The organism is Pseudomonas sp. NBRC 111131, from assembly GCF_001320525.1.
GTDB classification, from domain to species: Bacteria; Pseudomonadota; Gammaproteobacteria; order Pseudomonadales; family Pseudomonadaceae; genus Aquipseudomonas; species Aquipseudomonas ceruminis.
Genome location: NZ_BCBH01000004.1, coordinates 16,749 through 35,414, shown reverse-complemented (window position 1 = coordinate 35,414; position 18,666 = coordinate 16,749). Strand labels below are relative to the sequence as shown.

General features: G+C 65.0%; 14 protein-coding genes. 4 read left to right on the top strand and 10 right to left on the bottom strand.

Annotated features, from left to right (window positions below; all coding sequences use genetic code 11):
* Nucleotides 1-91: 91 nt before the first annotated feature.
* Nucleotides 92-1,429, bottom strand: a complete 1,338-nt coding sequence (locus APH34_RS05355; RefSeq protein ID WP_054900148.1) for an MATE family efflux transporter — start codon at nucleotides 1,427-1,429, stop codon at nucleotides 92-94.
* Between the two features lie 154 nt (nucleotides 1,430-1,583).
* Between APH34_RS05355 and APH34_RS05350 the strand changes: the two genes are divergently transcribed.
* Nucleotides 1,584-6,485, top strand: a complete 4,902-nt coding sequence (locus APH34_RS05350; protein ID WP_054900147.1) for an alpha-2-macroglobulin — start codon at nucleotides 1,584-1,586, stop codon at nucleotides 6,483-6,485.
* Between the two features lie 90 nt (nucleotides 6,486-6,575).
* On the opposite strand, the gene APH34_RS05345 is transcribed toward APH34_RS05350, so the two are convergent.
* Entirely contained in the window at nucleotides 6,576-6,869 is a 294-nt protein-coding gene (locus APH34_RS05345) for a hypothetical protein (RefSeq protein ID WP_009685776.1), read from the bottom strand.
* 77 nt (nucleotides 6,870-6,946) lie between these two features.
* On the opposite strand from APH34_RS05345, the gene pbpC reads away from it, so the two are divergent.
* On the top strand, nucleotides 6,947-9,301 hold the full coding sequence (gene pbpC, locus APH34_RS05340) for a peptidoglycan glycosyltransferase PbpC (RefSeq protein ID WP_054900146.1): 2,355 nt from the start codon (nucleotides 6,947-6,949) through the stop codon (nucleotides 9,299-9,301).
* A 92-nt stretch (nucleotides 9,302-9,393) separates the two neighbouring features.
* A complete protein-coding gene (locus APH34_RS05335) occupies nucleotides 9,394-11,052 on the top strand; it encodes a ShlB/FhaC/HecB family hemolysin secretion/activation protein (RefSeq protein WP_054900145.1) in 1,659 nt (552 codons plus the stop codon).
* A 47-nt stretch (nucleotides 11,053-11,099) separates the two neighbouring features.
* On the opposite strand, the gene APH34_RS05330 is transcribed toward APH34_RS05335, so the two are convergent.
* The 8 genes from APH34_RS05330 to APH34_RS05295 all read right to left on the bottom strand — a co-directional run bounded on the left by APH34_RS05330 (nucleotide 11,100) and on the right by APH34_RS05295 (nucleotide 17,204).
* Nucleotides 11,100-11,882, bottom strand: a complete 783-nt coding sequence (locus tag APH34_RS05330; protein ID WP_232964040.1) for a response regulator transcription factor — start codon at nucleotides 11,880-11,882, stop codon at nucleotides 11,100-11,102.
* A gap of 111 nt (nucleotides 11,883-11,993) precedes the next feature.
* The gene (locus APH34_RS05325) at nucleotides 11,994-12,464 is read right to left on the bottom strand and encodes an A24 family peptidase (protein ID WP_054900144.1); all 471 of its coding nucleotides are present in this window, start codon (nucleotides 12,462-12,464) and stop codon (nucleotides 11,994-11,996) included.
* Nucleotides 12,465-12,618: 154 nt separating this feature from the next.
* A complete protein-coding gene (locus tag APH34_RS05320; protein ID WP_054900143.1) occupies nucleotides 12,619-13,188 on the bottom strand; it encodes a DUF4136 domain-containing protein in 570 nt (189 codons plus the stop codon).
* A gap of 19 nt (nucleotides 13,189-13,207) precedes the next feature.
* Nucleotides 13,208-13,840, bottom strand: a complete 633-nt coding sequence (locus APH34_RS05315; RefSeq protein WP_054900142.1) for a DUF4136 domain-containing protein — start codon at nucleotides 13,838-13,840, stop codon at nucleotides 13,208-13,210.
* 21 nt (nucleotides 13,841-13,861) lie between these two features.
* Nucleotides 13,862-14,611: a methyltransferase gene (locus APH34_RS05310; protein ID WP_054900141.1), complete on the bottom strand. Its 750-nt coding sequence runs from the start codon at nucleotides 14,609-14,611 to the stop codon at nucleotides 13,862-13,864.
* Nucleotides 14,608-14,913: a MazG-like family protein gene (locus APH34_RS05305; RefSeq protein ID WP_054900140.1), complete on the bottom strand. Its 306-nt coding sequence runs from the start codon at nucleotides 14,911-14,913 to the stop codon at nucleotides 14,608-14,610. Before APH34_RS05305 ends, APH34_RS05310 begins: the two co-directional genes overlap by 4 nt.
* 84 nt (nucleotides 14,914-14,997) lie before the next feature.
* On the bottom strand, nucleotides 14,998-15,849 hold the full coding sequence (locus tag APH34_RS05300; protein ID WP_054900139.1) for a MaoC/PaaZ C-terminal domain-containing protein: 852 nt from the start codon (nucleotides 15,847-15,849) through the stop codon (nucleotides 14,998-15,000).
* Between the two features lie 2 nt (nucleotides 15,850-15,851).
* Entirely contained in the window at nucleotides 15,852-17,204 is a 1,353-nt protein-coding gene (locus tag APH34_RS05295; protein ID WP_054900138.1) for a 3-oxoacyl-ACP reductase, read from the bottom strand.
* A gap of 118 nt (nucleotides 17,205-17,322) precedes the next feature.
* Here APH34_RS05295 and APH34_RS05290 point away from each other — a divergent pair, with 118 nt between their 5' ends.
* Complete coding sequence (locus APH34_RS05290; RefSeq protein ID WP_054900137.1) at nucleotides 17,323-18,600, top strand: acetyl-CoA C-acetyltransferase; 1,278 nt, start codon at nucleotides 17,323-17,325, stop codon at nucleotides 18,598-18,600.
* Nucleotides 18,601-18,666: the final 66 nt, after the last annotated feature.

Sequence of the window (18,666 nt, the reverse complement as noted above, 5' to 3'; positions counted from 1 at the left end):
CGCGTTGCGGCCCATTCGCCAGCCTGCCGACGCCCACCTCAAGCCCTGTGGGGGCCGGCAGGCCGGCGGTGGTTGCCCTTGGCAGCCACCGTCATCCCACCCACTTACCTTGCTGCTGCAACCGCCACCCCACCCACCCCAGGGTCCCCGCCCGCAACGCCATGAACCCCAGAAACGCCAGCCATAGCCCGTGGTTGCCAAACCCTCGCAGGGCCCACGCCAGCGGCAATGCGATCAGCACCGACACCAGCATCGCATTGCGCATCTCCCGTGCCCGGGTCGCACCGATGAACAGCCCGTCGAGCAGGTAGCTCCACACCGCCACCAATGGCAGTACCGCCAGGTAAGGCAGGTAGGGGTAAGCCGCTGCTCGTACGCTGTCGATATCGGTCTGCAGGTCGATGAACAGATGCCCGCCCAATAGGAACAGCCCGGCAAATGCCAGGCTGGTGATCAGCGACCAGCCACACGCTACCACCAGTGAGCGGCGCAAGGTGTCGCGATCGCGGGCGCCGATGGCATGGCCGCACAACGCCTCCACGGCGTGGGCCAGGCCGTCCAGGGCGTAGGCGGTGAGCAGCAGGCCGTTGAGCAGCAGCGCGTTGGCCGCCACCGTTGCTTCGCCCAGGCGTGCCCCCTGCACGGTGATCAGCAGAAACACCAATTGCAGGGCCAGGCTGCGCAGGAAGATGTCGCGGTTGACGGCCAGCAATGGCTGCCAGGCTTGCCAGCGCTTCAGCGCGGCCCAGGCAATATGCCCCGGATAGGCCCGCAGGGCAGGGCGGGTCAGGGCCAGCCCCAACAGGGCGGCGCTCCACTCGGCAATCACTGACGCCCGTGCCGAGCCCAGTACCCCCCACTCCAGGCCCAGCACGAACCATAGGTTCAGGGCGATGTTCAGCAGGTTGGTGGTCAGCAGGATAGCCAGGGGCGCACGTGCATTCTGGGTGCCGAGGAACCAGCCAACCAGCGCATAGCTGGCCAGCGCTGCCGGCAACCCCAGCAGCCGCGTGTAAAAGAAGGCCTCAGTCGAGTCCTGCAACGCCTCGCTCGGCTGCATAGCCTGCAGCGCCAACTGGCTGAAGGGCACGGCAAGCACGCCGATCAGCAGGGCGAAACCCAGTGCCAGCAACAGGCCCTGCACCAGCACCTGGCGCAGCGCGGCGCCGTCGGCCCGGCCCGCAGCCTGGGCGGCGAAGCCGGTGGAACCCATGCGCAGGAAGCCCATCAAGCCCACCATGAAGGTGAACAGCGTGGCGCCCACGGCCACCGCGCCCAGCTGGTGGGCATGCGGCAGGTGGCCGATCACCGTGCTGTCGACCAGGGCCACCAGGGGCACCGAGATGTTGGAGAGGATCATCGGCGCGGCCAGGGCCCAGACCTTGCGGTGGGTAAGGCGGTGGCGCCAGTCGATGGCAAGTGGGGACATTGGCGTTCCAGAGGGCTCGAGTGGGCGCATTGTAACGGTCAGGCAACCAAATGGTGCGAACACGGTCTCAACTGACGCTCCAGCGCAGGTACCACCCTTGCCATTGCGCTATAGTTGCTGCCCTCTCGTATACGCTGCCAAGAGTTACCATTCCATGTTCAACAAAGGATTGTTGCTGGCCTGCGCGCTGGCCCTGCTCAGTGCCTGTGATTCCTCGACGCCGGACAAGCCCGCCCCCGCCCAGGAGCCGGCAGCCAGCACCCCTGCCCAGGCACCGGCACCCAAGCGGGAGGACCCTGCAGCCCTTGCCAAACGCTACGAGGGCCGCGAACTCAGCGTACTGGATGTTTCGGAAGTGCAGCTCGATGGCGCCAGCACCCTGTCCATCAGCTTCTCGGTGCCGCTGGACGCCAATCAGGACTGGGCCAGCAAAGTGCACCTGGTCGACACCGTCAAGGGCAAGGTCGACGGTGCCTGGGAACTCTCCGACAACCAGATGGAACTGCGCCTGCGTCACCTGGAGCCTCAGCGCAAGTTGGTGCTGACGGTCGACAAGGGCCTGCTGGCCGTCAACGGCAAGCCACTGGACAGCGAATCGGTGACCCGGCTGGAAACCCGTGACATGCAGCCGACCGTGGGCTTCGCCAGCCGTGGCTCGTTGCTGCCCACGCGCCTGGCCGAAGGCCTGCCGGTGATCGCCCTGAATGTGGAAAAGGTCGATGTGGAGTTCTTCCGGGTAAAACCCGAAATGCTCTCGACCTTCCTGGTCAATTGGGGCCGCAACAGCAGCCTTTATTACTACCAGTCCCAAGAAACCCTGGCCTTGGCCGACCTGGTCTACAGCGGCCGTTTCGACCTCAACCCAGCCCGCAACACCCGCGAGACCGTGCTGCTGCCGATCGCCGGCATCAAGCCGTTGCAGGAGCCTGGCGTCTACCTGGCAGTGATGCGTGCCTCCGGCACCTACGACTACTCGCAACCGGCGACGCTGTTCACCCTGAGCGACATTGGCGTGTCTGCCCACCGCTACCGCGACCGCCTGGATGTGTTCGCCCAGGCCCTGGAGGGCGGCAAGGCACTCAAGGACGTCAACCTCGAGCTGCATGACGACAAGGGCAAGCTGCTGGCCCAGGCCAGGACCGATGGCCAAGGCCATGCCCAACTGCCGATCACGGCCAAGGCCGACACCCTTATCGCCACCCAGGGGGTGCATACCACCCTGTTGCGCCTGAACACCGCTGCGCTGGACCTGGCCGAATTCGACATCACCGGCCCCCAGGCCAACCCGTTGCAGTTCTTCATCTTCGGCCCGCGCGACCTCTACCGGCCCGGTGAAACGGTGCTGCTCAACGGCCTGCTGCGTGACCAGGACGGCAAGCCGGTCAAGGCCCAGCCGGTCAGCGTCGAAGTGCGCCGCCCAGATGAACAGGTCAGCCGCAAGTTCGTCTGGGAGGCCGACGCCGATGGCCTTTATCAATACCAGCTGCAGCTCGCCACCGAGGCCCCGACTGGCCGCTGGCAACTGCTGCTCGACCTGGGCGGCGGGCGCAAGCAGGTCTATGAGTTCCTCGTCGAGGACTTCCTGCCTGAGCGCCTGGCGCTGGAGCTCAAGGGCAGCAAGACACCGCTCGCCCCTGAGGAGGACGCGCGCATCCAGGTCAATGGTCGTTACCTGTACGGCGCGCCCGCGGCAGGCAACCGCCTGAGCGGCCAGGCCTACGTGCGGCCATTGCGTGAAGCCGTGCCGGCGCTGCCGGGCTATCAGTTCGGCTCGGTAACCGAGACCGAACTGAACCAGGACCTGGAGCTGGACGAGGTGACCCTGGACCAGGCCGGCAAGGCAGTGGTCGATATCGAAAGCCGTTGGGCCGAGGCCCGTTCGCCGCTGCAACTGACCGTGCAGGCCAGCCTGCAGGAGTCTGGCGGCCGACCGATCACTCGCCGTCTGGAACAGCCGATCTGGCCTGCAGAACGCCTGCCGGGCTTGCGCGGCGTGTTCGATGGCGAAGAAACCGACAGCGATGGCCCGGTGGAATTCGAGTTCCTGGTTGCCGACCGCGACGGAAGGAAGCTGGCCGCCAACGACCTCAAGGTGCGCTTGATCCGTGAGCGCCGGGACTACTACTGGAACTACTCGCAGAGCGACGGTTGGAGCTACAACTACAACGAGAAATTCCTGACCCAGAGCGAAGAAACCGTCAGCGTCAAAGCTGGCTCCACGGCCAAGCTTACCTTCCAGGTGGAGTGGGGGCCGTACCGCGTGGAGGTGGAAGACCCGCAGACCGGTCTGGTTTCCAGCGAGCGCTTCTGGGCGGGTTACCGTGCCCAGGACAACGCCGAAGGCGGCGCGGTGCGCCCGGACCAGGTAAAGCTGGCCCTGGACAAACCAGCCTATGCCGATGGCGCTACCGCCAAGGTCACCGTGACCCCGCCCGCAGCCGGTACAGGCTACCTGATGATCGAGTCCAGCGATGGCCCGCTGTGGTGGCAGGAGATCGATGTGCCGGTGGAAGGCAAGACCTTCGAGGTGCAACTGGACAAGCAATGGGCACGCCACGACCTGTACATCAGCGCCTTGGTCATTCGCCCAGGTGAGCGCAAGGCCAATGCCACGCCAAAACGCGCCGTGGGTGTTCTGCACCTACCGTTGGGGCGCGCCGAGCGCAAGCTTGCAGTGAGCCTGCAGGCGCCGGAAAAAATGCGCCCCAAGCAACCGCTGACGGTCAGGTTCAAGGCGGCCAATGCCGATGGCAGCATTCCCAAGCAGGTGCATGTGCTGTTGTCCGCGGTGGATGTGGGCATCCTCAACATCACCGATTTCAAAACCCCTGACCCCTTCGCCAGCCTGTTTGGCCGCAAGGCCTACGGTGCCGATCAGTTGGACATCTACGGCCAGTTGATCGAAGCCGGGCAGGGCCGTTTGGCCAGCCTGGCGTTCGGTGGTGATGCGGCCATGGCCAAGGGCGGCAAGCGCCCCAACACCACGGTCACCATCGTCGCCCAGCAGAGCGTTCCGGTCACCCTGAACGAACAGGGCGAGGGTCAGGCGACGGTCGACATCCCGGACTTCAATGGAGAACTGCGCCTGATGGCCCAGGCCTGGACCGAGGACCACTTCGGCATGGCTGAAGGCAAGACCGTGGTGGCCGCACCGCTGATTGCCGAGCTGTCTGCCCCGCGCTTCCTCGCTGGCGGCGACCGCACCAGCCTGGCGCTGGACTTGGCCAACCTGTCCGGCCGTGCCCAGCAACTGAGTGTCGATATCAGCACCGAGGGCCAGTTGAGCTTGGCGGCCAGCGCCCAGCAGACGATCGCTCTGGCCGAGGGCCAGCGCACTACGCTGAAGATTCCGGTGCTGGCCCAGGGCGGCCTGGGCCAGGGCAAGGTGCGCGTGCGGGTCACTGGTTTGCAGTTGCCGGGTGAACCGGTAAACACCTTCGAGCGTGAATGGTCGCTGGGTATTCGCCCAGCCTATCCGGCGATGCTCAAGCACTATCGCGTGGCGCTCAAGGAGCAGCCCTGGGCCTTGCCAGAGAGTGACCTGGCCGCCTTCGAACCTGCAGGCCTGGAGGCCAGCCTGGCGCTGTCGAGCCGCCCGCCATTGAACCTGGGCGAGCAGATCCGCGCCCTGGAAGCTTACCCCTACGGCTGCCTGGAGCAGACCACCAGTGGCCTGTACCCCTCGTTGTACGCCGATGCCGAGAGCCTCAAGCGCCTGGGTATCAAAGGCGAGCCGGCCGAGGTGCGCAAACGCAAGATCGAGATGGGCATCGAGCACTTGCTGGGCATGCAGCGCTACAACGGCAGCTTTGGCCTGTGGAGCTCGGACAGTGAAGAGGAATACTGGCTGACCGCCTATGTCACCGACTTCTTGCTGCGCGCCCGCGACCAGGGGTATGGCGTGCCGGCCGAAGCGCTGAAAAAAGCCAATGAGCGCCTGCTGCGTTATTTGCAGGAGCGCAACCTGATCGAGGTCGACTACAGCGAGAACGCTGAGCACACCCGCTTTGCCGTCCAGGCCTATGCCGCGTTGGTACTGTCACGCAGTCAGCAGGCCCCGCTGGGCGCATTGCGTAGTCTGTTCGAACGCCGCGCCGATGCGCGTTCAGGCCTGCCGTTGGTACAACTGGCGGTGGCGCTGGACAAGATGGGCGACAAACCGCGCTCGCAACAGGCCCTGCAAGCTGGCCTCGGGATTAGCCGCAGCAAAGGCTGGATGGCCGACTACGGCAGCAGCCTGCGGGATCAAGCACTGATCCTGGCGCTGTTGCAGGAGAGCAACCTGGCCAGCAATCAGGTCGATCAACGCCTGTTCGCATTGTCCGATGAGCTGGCGGCCAACCGCTGGTTGTCAACGCAGGAGCGTAACGCCTTGTACCTGGCTGGCCGTGGCCTACTCGGCAAGCCTGAAGCGCCATGGAAGGCGCGCCTGGACAGCGCGGGCGAAGTGCGTGAGTTCAACAATGCCGACGCCGGGATGAAGCTCGAAGGCCCGTTGCTGGCAGCGCCGCTGACCGTTCAGAACCAAGGCAGTGAAACCGCCTACCAGCAACTGACCCTCTCGGGCTACCCGCGCCAGGCACCAGCTGCCGGGGGGAACGGTATGGAAATCCGTCGTGAATACCTAGGCATGAATGGCCAGGCGCTGGACCTGCAAAACCTGCGCAGCGGTGAACTGGTGCTGGTGCACCTGGCACTCAAGGCCACCGACCGCGTGCCGGATGCGCTGGTGGTCGACCTGCTGCCGGCGGGCCTGGAGCTGGAGAACCAGAACCTGGCGCAGAGCGCCGCCAGCCTGGATAACGCTAGCAGCGCAGTGAAGCAGTGGCGCGAGTCGATGCAGAACGCCAGTGTGGTGCACCAGGAGTACCGCGACGACCGCTATGTGGCAGCGCTGAAACTGGACGGTTATGGCACTACCCACCTGCTGTACCTGGCGCGTGCGGTGACCCCCGGCACGTACCGCGTGCCGCCGCCACAGGTGGAGTCGATGTACCGGCCGAACCTGCAGGCGGTGGGTGATGGGCAGGGTGAAATGACGGTAAAGGCCCGCTAGTGCTGTAGGGGTTCTACCAGCCGCATCGTCGGCCAGCCGGTCCCGTGGGCGCCGGCTTGGCTGCGATGGGTTACCGTTGCAGCCCCGACGTCAGTGGATCACCCAGCTCATCACCCATAACCCCAGCACCAGCCAGATGATCCCGAGGATGATCGAGGCGCGCATGAAGGCGCGGATTGCCGAGTAGAGCAGCATCAGGCCGATGATCAGGGCAAGAATGCTGACCAGCGAAGTGTCCATGCCCAGGGTGCGCGCCAGGCCGTCGATGAAGTTACCCCCGGCATTGGCCAGCAGGTTGAACAGGCCGCTCAAGGCGTCGACGATGAAGCGGATCAACGAACCCAGTGCCTGGCCAAGCCACTCGAAAAAACCTTCTACATGCATAGTTGCTTCCTGATGAACGAATCGGCGAGTTTGCCGTTCCCAAGCCTTTGGCCATTACCTGCCCAGGTCGGTTCCCGATGCCAAGCTTAGCCCGGCCGCGCACGCGCGCGGGAAGGATCCTGCGGGCCAGTGTGATCGCCGCCCTGGCGATGGTCGCGCTGCTGTACTTGGCTGATCGCCTGTGGCCATTGCCCATGCCGGCTGACGACCTGGCGCGGGTGGTGCTGGCCGAGAACGGTACGCCCCTGTGGCGCTTTGCCGATGCCGATGGAGTGTGGCGCTACCCCGTCAGCCCCGAAGAGGTGTCGCCCTTGTATCTGCAGGCACTGCTGACCTACGAGGACCGCTGGTTCTACCGTCATCCCGGGGTCAACCCGCTGGCGCTGGCGCGCGCGGCCTGGCTGAACCTGCGCGGCGGGCGTGTGGTTTCCGGGGGCAGCACACTGTCGATGCAGGTGGCGCGGTTGCTCGACCCGCACGACCGCACGCTGGCGGGCAAAATGCGCCAACTGTGGCGTACAGCGCAACTGGAATGGCACCTGTCCAAGCGCGATATCCTGCAGCTGTACCTGAATCGTGCGCCTTTCGGCGGCACCTTGCAGGGCGTGGCGGCCGCCAGTTGGGCGTATCTGGGCAAGTCGCCGAAGCACCTTACGCCCGCCGAGGCGGCGCTGCTGGCGGTACTGCCCCAGGCCCCCAGCCGCTTGCGCCCGGACCGTCACCCCGAACGTGCCCAGCGTGCCCGTGACAAGGTGCTGCAGCGCCTGGACGAGTATCAGGTGTGGCCCGCCCAGCAGATCCTGGAAGCGGCCGAAGAGCCTTTGCTGCTGGCGCCACGCCAGGAACCGGCCCTGGCGCCCTTGCTGGCCCGCCGCCTGAACACGCCCAATAGCCCACCATTGATACGCACCACCCTTGATGCTTCGTTGCAGCGGCGCCTGGAAGACCTGCTGCTGGGCTGGCGTGCCCGCCTGCCCGAGCGCACTTCGGCGGCGGTGCTGGTGGTGGACGCGCAGAGCATGGCAGTGCGCGCTTACTTGGGGTCGATCGACATCAGCGATGACCGCCGCTTTGGCCATGTCGACATGGTCCGTTCCCTGCGTTCACCTGGCTCGACCCTCAAGCCGTTCCTGTATGGCATGGCCTTGGACGATGGGCTGATCCACTCCGAATCGCTGTTGCAGGATGTGCCGCGCCGCTATGGCGACTATCGCCCCGGTAACTTCTCGATGGGCTTCAGCGGCCCGGTGTCGGCCAGTTCGGCGCTGGCGTTGTCGCTCAACCTGCCGGCGGTGCAGTTGCTCGAGGCCTATGGGCCAAAGCGCTTCGCCGCGCAACTGCGCATGGCCGGCATGCCGCTGGTGCTACCGCCCCTGGCCGAGCCCAACCTGTCGCTGATCCTGGGCGGGGCAGGCAGCCGCCTGGAGGAACTGGTCGGCGGCTATGCGGCGTTGGCCCGGGCGGGCAACAGTGCAAAGGTGCGCCTGCAACCTCAGGACCCGTTGTTGGAGCGGCGCTTGCTGTCGCCGGGGGCGGCCTGGATCATTCGACGCATCCTCAGCGGCCAGGCGCGGCCAGACCGGGACCCCCATGCCGAACTGGTGCAGCGCCCGCAACTGGCCTGGAAGACCGGTACCAGCTATGGCTTTCGCGATGCCTGGTCGATTGGCGTCGGGCCGCGTTACCTGATTGGGGTGTGGATCGGCCGGCCTGACGGTACCCCGGTGGCCGGGCAGTTCGGCTTGGCCTCGGCGGCGCCGCTGATGTTGCAGATTCACGACGTGCTGAGCAACCGCGACAGCCAGCGGGGGCTTACTGTACCGGTGCAACGGGTCCCCGACAGCGTGGGTGTCGCTGCGATTTGCTGGCCGTTGGGCCAGCCGATGAACCGGCAGGACCCCAACTGCAGGCGCCAACGCTTTGCCTGGACGCTCGACGGCACCACGCCACCGACGTTGCAGGCCGCCGATCAACCGTTGGGGCTTGGCTTGCGTGAAAGCGTGTGGGTCAACGCGCAGGGCCTGCGTGTCGATGGCAGTTGCCCAGGTGCCAAAGCGCAGGAAATTGCCCTCTGGCCAGCCCCGCTGGAACCCTGGCTGCCCCGTGTCGAACGGCGTGCCGCGCGTCTACCTACGGTGGACCGCAGTTGCCCACCGCAGGTGCCCGCCAGCGCGCCACCGCTGTCCATTGTCGGCGTGCGCCCGGGCGATAACCTGCGCCGCCCGGTCGGCAGCAGCGAACCGTTGCAACTGCATGTCTCGGCCCTGGGGGGCGCCGGCCGCCGCTGGTGGTTCCTCAACGGCCAGCCCTTGGGCGAAACCACTGGCCAGGCGACTTTGCTGGTGCGTTTCGAGCGGGCAGGGCAGAGCGAACTGAGCGCACTGGACGAGAGCGGTGAAACGGCGCGGGTGACGTTCCAGGTCAGCGAATAGTCGTTCGACGTTTGCCGGCGCAGCACCTACGCTTGCTAGTGACGGGTGTGACCGGCTGACGCCCCGGTACCCAAGGGATCCTGGAGCACCCTATGCGTCCTCTGGCCGTGCCCCTGATCGTATTGCTCTGGGCCAGCCTGGCTCATGCAGAGCCATTGCCAGGTTACCTCGACAGCCATGAATACGAGCGCCGCCTGCCCACCGATAACCTGCCAGTAGAGGCCTATCGTCCGGTTGTGACGGACGTGCGGTGGTCGGCACCCCGCACGACCGCCCCGTTGTCGAACGCAACGCAACTGGTCCTGCACAAGGTGCGCTTCGAGGGCGGTACGGTCTTTCCCTTGAGTGAGCTGCGCGAGCACTACCAGCCGCTGATCGGCCGTGAGATCACCGTAGGCGAGCTGCAGCAGTTCACCGAACGCCTGACCCAACGCTACCAGCGTGACGGCTATCCGCTGTCGTATGCCTACCTGCCACCTCAGGACCTTGCTGAGGGCCGCGTGCACGTGGTGCTGGTGGAGGGCTATATCCACGACTATGAGCTGTTAGGTGATATCGGCCCGGCCGCAGCCTACCTCGAGCAGATGATGGCGCGGTTGCAGGCTGAGCGGCCCCTGACCCAGGCGGCGCTCGAGCGGTTCACCGGCTTGGCGCAACGCATGCCTGGCCTGAGCGTGTACGCCGAAGTTGCGGCGGCGCAGGTCCCTGGCGATGCAGCACGGCTCAGGCTTCACGTGTGGCGCAAGCCGTATGCTGCAGGTGTAACGCTGGCCGCTGGCAGCCGCGAGAACCCACAGGCGCTGGTCAAGGTTTCCAGTAACGCCCAGACACGCTTCGCCGAGCAGTTGACGGCGAGCTTTCTGCTGCGCCCGGGCGATGACCGAACGCATTACCAGCGGCTCGACTACAGCCAGTACCTGGACGCGCAAGGCAGCCAGTTGCTGTTATCGGCCAAGCGTTATCGCAGCGAACCGGGCACACGGGTGCGCCTGCAGGACGGCACCGACCTCACTCAGCGCCGGCAGGTCGAACAGTATGCGATCGGCCTCGGCCAGGCGCTGATGGTTGAAAGCAATGAATGGATCAACCTGTCCGGGCGGCTTTATTCAAGCAGTGAGCACCTCGAACAACGGATCTGCTGTCAGCGTGAATACGACACTGCTGTACGCGGGTTGTCATTCGAAGGCGACTGGCGCAAGGGCGATGAGCGCCGGCTGCGCATCGTCAGTGCCGGCGTCTACCAAGGCCTGGATTACCTGGGGGCGCGCAGCGATGCCGACTACGACATGGACTTTCTACGCTTTCAGGTCTCGGGTTTGCAGAGCGATCAGTTGTTCGACAACTGGCAGGGCGTGGTGTCCGCTGCGCTCTACTGGAGCGATGACAGGTTGCCCGACAGTGAGCGCGCGGTATTTGGCGGGCAGCATTTCGGACGGGGTTACCCCAGTGACCAGGCCGCCGGCGACAAGGGCTGGGGTGTCGCTTATGAGCTGAACTACCGGTTAACGCCTGGCGCTGGCTGGCTGAAGGTTGTGCAGCCCTATGCAGTGCTCGATGCTGCCCAGGCCTGGTACAACGGCGGGCCTTACGAGGATGCGCACATGGGCTCAGTGGCGCTTGGTGTGCGCCTGGGCGATGGGCACCATGGCAACGTGGCGCTGGAAGTGGCCAGACCGCTGGCGGATGAGGCACTGGATAGCGCCAGCCGCACGGTCCGACTGATGTTGAGCATCAGCTATCAACTGGAATGAACGTGCTGTAGGCGCGACGCGCGGCCGCTCCTACAGACGCAGCCTTGCTAGTGGGTAATGAAGCGCTGATGCACGGGCGATGAACTTGGCGTCAACGCCAGCGCCAGCTGCGTGCGGTTGTGCATATGAGTCAAACGCAGCACCTGGGAGACGTAAAGCTTCACGGTGTTCTCGGTGATGCCCAACTCGCAGGCGATCTGGTAATTGGTCTTGCCCTTGCTCACCAGCCGTGCCACTTCTAGCTGGCGCGGGGACAGCTTCTCGAACGCTGCGGGCAGCTCGCCTTCGGGCTCCTCAGGGTCGGTGGAGCGACGGTGAACACCCTGGCCGCGGGCTTTCTCCAGGTCCTGGTAAAGCTCATCGATGGAGCCCGCCAGGTCCTGTAGCCGCTGGTTGAGGCTGCCAAGGTCCTGGAAGTTCGCTTTGCGCTCCTGCAGTACCTGCTCCTGGCGGCGTACCCCTTCGAGCAGTTCGTCGAGGTTCATGGGCTTCTGGTAATAGTCGGCGAAGCCCTCGCGCAGGGCCCGGATCACGTCCTGCTTGTCGGCACGGCCGGTGAGCATGATCGCTTCGAACATGCGCTGGCGCCCGGCAATGTCCTTCAACGCCCGGACCAGCTCGATGCCATCGCGTTCCGGCATGTGCAGGTCACACAACACCAGGCCGATGGCCTCGTCGGCAACGTAACGCTCAATGGCTTCGTCTGTGGAGTGTGCCGCTACACAGTGATGGCCCTGGCTTTCGAGAAATTCACATAGCTGTTCGACGATCGTTGCCTGATCATCAACCACCAGGACCTTCACCTCACTGAATGACTTGTTCACGATCAACTCCCTGTTCGTATACGGCCCAGCTCCCGGGCCAGACGCTCTGGCAGCTTAAAAGTAGACGCTGCCGGCGGTTCTGTACAAGACATGTACAGCATCGGACCGCAGGGATGGTCATTGGATCCATACCGCTGTCAGCAGAAAACCGGCCAGCACATAAGGCACGAAGGCCTGCTTGTCACCCATCTCTTCGGTCAGGGCCTGCAGGCGCTTTTTCACCTTGGGGTTAAGCAAGGTCCACAAGCGCCTGCGCGTCAGCAACCACAGCAGTACGCTGACACCGGCACCGATGAAAGTGCCGAGCACGTACTGCGGGCTGGTCGCCAAGGCCAGGGCGCCCATCAATTTGACGTCGTCGGCGCCGAAGCGGCCAAGCATGTAGCCAGGCAAGGTCAGCAGCATGACGATGGCCAATGCCCAGCCTGCGTCGCTGGCATCGGCGCCGATCCAGGTATGACCAGTGACGAACAACCAGGCAAGGGCGCAGGCCGCCACCCCCAGGGTCAGTATGTTGGCGATCTGGCGTTCGCGGATATCTTGTTCAGTGCACAAGGCAAGCCACATCAGGAGAACAATGCTTTGCATTGGCAGGTCGCCATCCCTATTCGTTGAACACGTCTTCCCGGGCACCTCAGGGTTTCTATAGAGGGTAGACGTGTTCCGACGAGTGGGCATGGCACAATCATGAAATGCTGCCCGCACCTTCGACTTTGTCACTTTCGAAGGCGGGTCAGTGGCGTTATTTGGCTCGGCCGGGCGGGTAGTTGCCCAGCACTTCGCCCACGGTTTTCTGGATGGCGCTGTTGCGCTCCTCAGGGCTTGGCGGGTAGTTGTTCATGATTTGCTCGGCACTGCCGCGCCAGACCAGCTTGCCATCCCGGCCATCGAACATATCGACCTGAATGGTCGCCACCTTGTAGTCGACGCTGCGGGTCTCGTTGTACATCGGCCCGCCCCAGTAGCCTCCCCAGTACCCACCCCAGCCGCCACCATAGTTGGTGGTGATCTGCTGCTGGCGCTCCTCGACAATCAGGTAGGCCCGCACTTTGACATCCGCCCGGGCGTTGCCCTGAACCGGACGCAGGCCGCGTTGGTCGAGTTGCTCGGCAACCGCCTGGCGGATGCGCTGCTCGGTCAGGTCGCTCTTGATGCGTGGATCATCCGGGCGGTATTGCAAGCCCGGTTCCTGCCAGGCCCAGCTGCGGTAGGCCGCGAAATCGCGGCTGGCATCGAAATCCTGTTGGACGTTGTTGCTGGAGCAGGCTGCGAGCAGCAGCGCAAGTGACAGTAGAACGAGGCGGCGCAACATGATGGTTCTCCGTTAGACGTTAACTGGGAGGATAGCCGCTGAGCGCCTTGTGTACCGATTCGCGCAAGGCGGTTTCGCGATCGCGTGGCGAACTTTTGTCGCTGCCGCTTTCAGCGCTCGCGCTCCATACGGGCTGGCCGTTGCGGGCATCGAACAGGTCGATGCGCACCACCATCACTTCCACTTCGTAGGTGCGCACGATCGGCACGCTGCCATAAGCGCCATAGCCATTGCGGTAGCCGCCGAAGCCGACACTGCTGTAGGGGTACGGGCCGTAATAGGGGTCGTAGTCGTAATCACGCACCTGGCGCAAGCGCCGCTCCAGGCGCATGTCGGCGCTGACCAGCAGGTCGCCGGTGGCGCCTCTGGCCGGGCGCAGGCCTTGCTGGTCGAGCGCACTGCTGACGGCATCGGCCAGTTGCCCGGGGTTGGCGACGGCGCTGCCGGTTGGCAACTGACCGCCACGCCAGCTCCAGCTACGGTAGCGCCCATAGTCGCGCGTAGGTGCCGGGTAGGCACTGGCGTCGAAGGTGGCGGCCGCCTGCACGGGGGCCGGTGGCAGCGGGCGGCTGCTGGCCACATAGGGGTTGCTGCCTTGGCAGGCGGTCAAGGCCAAGGGCAGCAAGGCCAGCCACAACAGTCGGTACGGCATGTATTCCTCCCGGCAGGCGGATCAACGGGGGCGGCATATCCAGTGCAGATAGCGGCCAAGCCCGGCGAAGCTTGGGTGACGGCGGTGGGCCAGTTCCATTTCCAGCAAGTCGAGCAGCTCGGCCTTGGCCTGGAATTCCTTGGGCATATAGTCGTGAAACACCCTCACACCACTCTCGCTTTCCACGTGCCACATGGGTTCAAGTTGCGCCTTGAGTTCACGCGGATCAAGCGGTTTCTGCGGGGTAAGGCTCTGCTTTTCACCTTCCAGGCGGTTGCTGCGCAGCTTGCGGAAGTGGCCTTTGAGCAGGTTGCGATAGACCAGCGCGTCACGGTTGTAGAATGCCAACGACAACCACCCACCGGGGGCAGTCAGCTGGTGCAGCACCGGCAGAATGCTTTCTGGTTCGGCCAGCCATTCGAGCACCGCATGGCACAGCACCAGGTCATAGGGTTCGGTGAGTTGGCCGAGCAGGTCCTGCCAGGGCGCCTGAATGAACGTTGCCGGCTGGCCTGCCTCGGCAAAGCGTTCCCGGGCGCCATCGAGCATCGGCGCGGCGGGTTCGGCGAGGGTCAGGTGATGGCCGCGCTCGGCCAACCACAGGGCCATGTGACCAAGCCCGGCGCCGATGTCCAGCACCCGCAGCGGCCGGTCCGGCAGGGCTTCGGCCAGGTCGGCCTGGAGCACGGCCAGGCGGATCGCGCCCTTGGCACCTCCGTAGATCTTCTCGGCAAAACGGGTGGCCAGCTCATCGAAGTGACGGTCGTTCATCGGGCGAAGCGCCTCTCGCTGTCGGCCAGCTTGGCCCGAACTACCTGCTCCATGTCCAGGCCCAGTTCGCTGCACAGCAGCAACAGGTAGAGCACCACATCCCCCACTTCCTGGCCGGCATGGGCGAGTTCATCTGCAGGAAGCTGGCGCGATTGGTCTTCGCTCAGCCATTGGAAGATTTCCACCAGCTCGGCCATTTCCACGCTGGCGGCCATGGCCAGGTTCTTCGGGCTGTGGAAGCCGCGCCAGTCGTTGTTGTCGCGGATCCGGTGCAGGCGTTCGGTAAGTTCTTGCAGGTTCATCGGGGTCTCCTCGTGCTGCATAGCTTCGATGGAGGCCCGATGCAAAGCAAGTGGATTTGGCGCCGTGCCTGCAGCCCCGGCCCTCTAGAGCGCACCCCAGCGCCCGACCATGTGCAGCAACTGGCCATGCCCATCCAGGCGCAGTGCGCCTGTTGGCCCTGGCGCACTGGCGCTCAGTACCACTTCCGACGGCAAGCGCACCGGCTTGCGGAAGTCCACCTCGAAGCTGTAGCCACTGTTCGGCAGGTGCGTATGCAGCGCCGCCAGTGCCATGGCCTTGCTCCACATGCCATGGGCGATGGCTTTGGGGAACCCGAACAACCGTGCGCTGGCACTGCTCAGGTGAATCGGGTTGTAGTCGCCGCAGACCTTGGCGTAGCGCCGGCCGATATCGCTGTCGGCGTACCAGCGCGTTGCTTCTGGCAACGGTTGCGGCTCGCTGTCCTCGCTGTGTTCAGGCTGGCCCTGCAGCTTCAAACCACGCACCAGCATGCGGCTGGTTTCGCGCCACAGCAGGCCCAGGCCATCCTCGGCTTCGGTGATCAGGTCGAACGTGCCGCCCTTGGGATGGGCCTGCAAGTTGTCGGCGTAGACCGAAAACCGCAGCCCGTCGATGCCACCCAAGGGGCGCAGCACCTCGATGCGGTTATGCAGGTGCACCAGGCCGAGCAATGGGAAGGGGAATTCGTGTGCGGTCAGCAGTTGCAGTTGCAAGGTGAAGGCCATCACGTGTGGGTAGGTGCCTGGCAGGCGGCCGTCATCGGTGAAGTGGCACAGCCGACGGTAGGCCTCCAGGTTGCCAGGCTGCACGCGGATGACACAGCGCAGGCCATCGGCCGGCAGCGTATCGCCGCTGATCTTGCGCTTGCTGGCGGCGCGCAGGTAAAGGCTGGCGCGCGAAGCGGGGTGGGTCAGTTGGTGCCATTGGCGGTTCATGTTCACGCCCCCATCAGTGCCTGGCCGCAGACTCGCAGCACCTGCCCATTGACCGCGCCGGAACCCGGCTGGCTGAGCCAGGCGATGGCTTCGGCGACATCCTGCGGCCGCCCGCCCTGGCCCAGTGAGCTCAAGCGCCGCCCGGCCTCGCGCAGCCCGATAGGCATGGCGGCGGTCATGTGTGTCTCGATGAAACCGGGCGCCACGGCGTTGATGCTGGCACCGCGTGCGGCGAGCCTGGGCGCCCAGGCCTGGGCGAAGCCGATCAGCCCGGCCTTGCTCGCCGCATAGTTGGCCTGGCCGCGGTTGCCGGCAATACCGCTGACGGACGCCAGCAAGGTAATGCGTGCATCCTCGCCAAGCGCGCCGCCGTCGTAGAGTGCCTGGGTCAATACCTGCGGGGCCTTGAGGTTTACGGCCAGTACCGCGTCCCAGTACTCCGGGGTCATGTTGGCCAAGGTCTTGTCACGGGTGATTCCAGCATTGTGCACGACGATGTCGATGCCCCCTGGCAGGGCTGCAAGCAATTGCGCGGCCGCGTCGCCGGCGCAGATGTCCAGGCCAAGCGCCTTGCCCCCCAATCGGGCGGCGAGGGCATCAAGGTCTTGCTGTGCTTGTGGGACATCCAGCAGTAGCACGTCGGCACCGTCGCGGGCCAGGGTCTCGGCGATGGCGGCACCGATGCCCCGCGCCGCGCCGGTGACCAAGGCACGGCGGCCAGCGAGGGGGCGGGTCCAGTCGGCGACCTGGCTGGCGCAGGGTTCCAGGCGCAGCACCTGGCCGGATATGAACGCACTTTTGGGCGACAGGAAAAAGCGCAGCGCCCCTTCGAGCTGCGCCTCGGCGCCTGCCGCCACGTACAGCAGTTGCGCCGTGGCGCCGTTGCGCAGCTCCTTGGCCAGCGAACGGCTGAAGCCTTCCAGGGCCCGTTGGGCGACGCTGGCAAGCGGGTCTTCGATTGCCTCCGGCGCGCGTCCGAGTATCACCACATGGGCGCAAGGGGCCAGGCTGCGTACCAGCGGCTGGAAGAATTCGCGCAACTGCTTGAGCGCATCGCTGTCGGACAGATGGCTGGCATCGAACACCACAGCCTTGAGCTTCGGCCCCAGGCCAGCCACCCAGGCGGGTGCCTGCAAGCCTTGGCCGTTGAAGCTGTAAAGCTCGTCGGTCAGGCGCGGGGCGATGGCTTCGACCTCGTTTGCCAATGGCCCGCCACCGACCACCAGGGCGCCCTCTACCGGGCGCAGGCGGCCAGCCTGCCAGCGCTCCAGAGGGGCCGGCTTGGGCAGGCCAAGGGCATCGACGAGGCGGCTGCCGAGATTGGAGTTGGCAAAGCCAAGATAGCGGTCGCTCATGTGCGGGTCTCCCTTGAGGCAAGCTTGCAAGTGTGGACCAACTTTATGGCAAGGTCGTTCGAATGCGGCAAAAACACCTAGGCTGTTCGGATCGAATTGTGTCAGGAGGAATCTACGCATGCGTTCACTTCGTCGGGTCGCGATCCTGGGTGGCAACCGGATCCCTTTTGCCCGCTCCAATGGGGCCTACGCCACTGCCAGCAACCAGGCGATGCTCACTGTCACCCTGGAGGGCTTGATTGAACGTTATCGTCTGCACGGCCTGCGCCTGGGTGAAGTGGTGGCCGGTGCGGTGCTCAAGCACTCGCGTGACATGAGCCTGACCCGCGAATGCGTGCTTGGCTCGCGCTTGTCACCGCAAACACCGGCCTACGACATTCAGCAGGCCTGCGGCACGGGGCTGGAGGCCGCGCTGCTGGTGGCCAACAAGATCGCCCTGGGGCAAATCGACAGCGGCATCGCCGGTGGTGTCGATACCACGTCCGATGCGCCGATCGCGGTCAATGAGGGCCTGCGGCGCATCTTGTTACAGGCCAACCGTGGCAAGACCCTCGGCGAGCGGCTCCAGCCTTTCCTGCAGCTGCGCCCGGGGCACCTGAAACCCGAACTGCCACGCAATGGCGAGCCCCGTACCGGGTTGTCCATGGGCGAACATTGCGAGCGCATGGCGCAGACGTGGCACATTGGCCGCCCTGAGCAGGACGCCTTGGCGCTGCTCAGCCATCAGCAACTGGCGGCATCCTATGCCGACGGTTGGCAGGATGACCTGCTTACACCGTTCCTGGGCCTGACCCGGGATAACAACCTGCGCCCAGACCTGACCCTGGCGCAACTGAGCGCGCTCAAGCCGGCGTTTGACCGCAGCGGCCAGGGCACACTTACCGCGGGCAACTCCACGCCGCTGACCGACGGCGCGTCGCTGGTGCTGCTTGGTACGCCGGAATGGGCCGAAGCACAGGGGCTGCCGGTGTTGGCCTATCTGGTCGATGGCGAAACCGCTGCGGTGGACTTCGTCAAAGGCCAGGAAGGGCTGTTGATGGCTCCGGTGTACGCCGTGCCTCGGCTGCTGGCGCGCAACGGCCTGACCCTGCAGGATTTTGACTACTACGAAATTCACGAAGCCTTTGCCGCCCAGGTGCTGTGCACCCTCAAGGCCTGGGAAGACGCCGACTACTGCCGTGAGCGGCTGGGGCTGGAGGCCCCGCTGGGCTCGATTGACCGCAGCAAGCTCAACGTCAAAGGCAGTTCGTTGGCGGCAGGGCACCCGTTCGCAGCGACCGGAGGACGGATCCTGGCGAACCTGGCCAAGCTGTTGGCGACGGCAGGGAAGGGGCGTGGGCTGATCTCGATCTGCGCGGCGGGTGGGCAAGGGGTGACGGTGATCGTCGAGCGCTGATTACCTGTAAGGGTGCGCTTGGCGCTTGCTACAGGTGTTAGGCTTGTCTGGTCAGAACTACAAGAA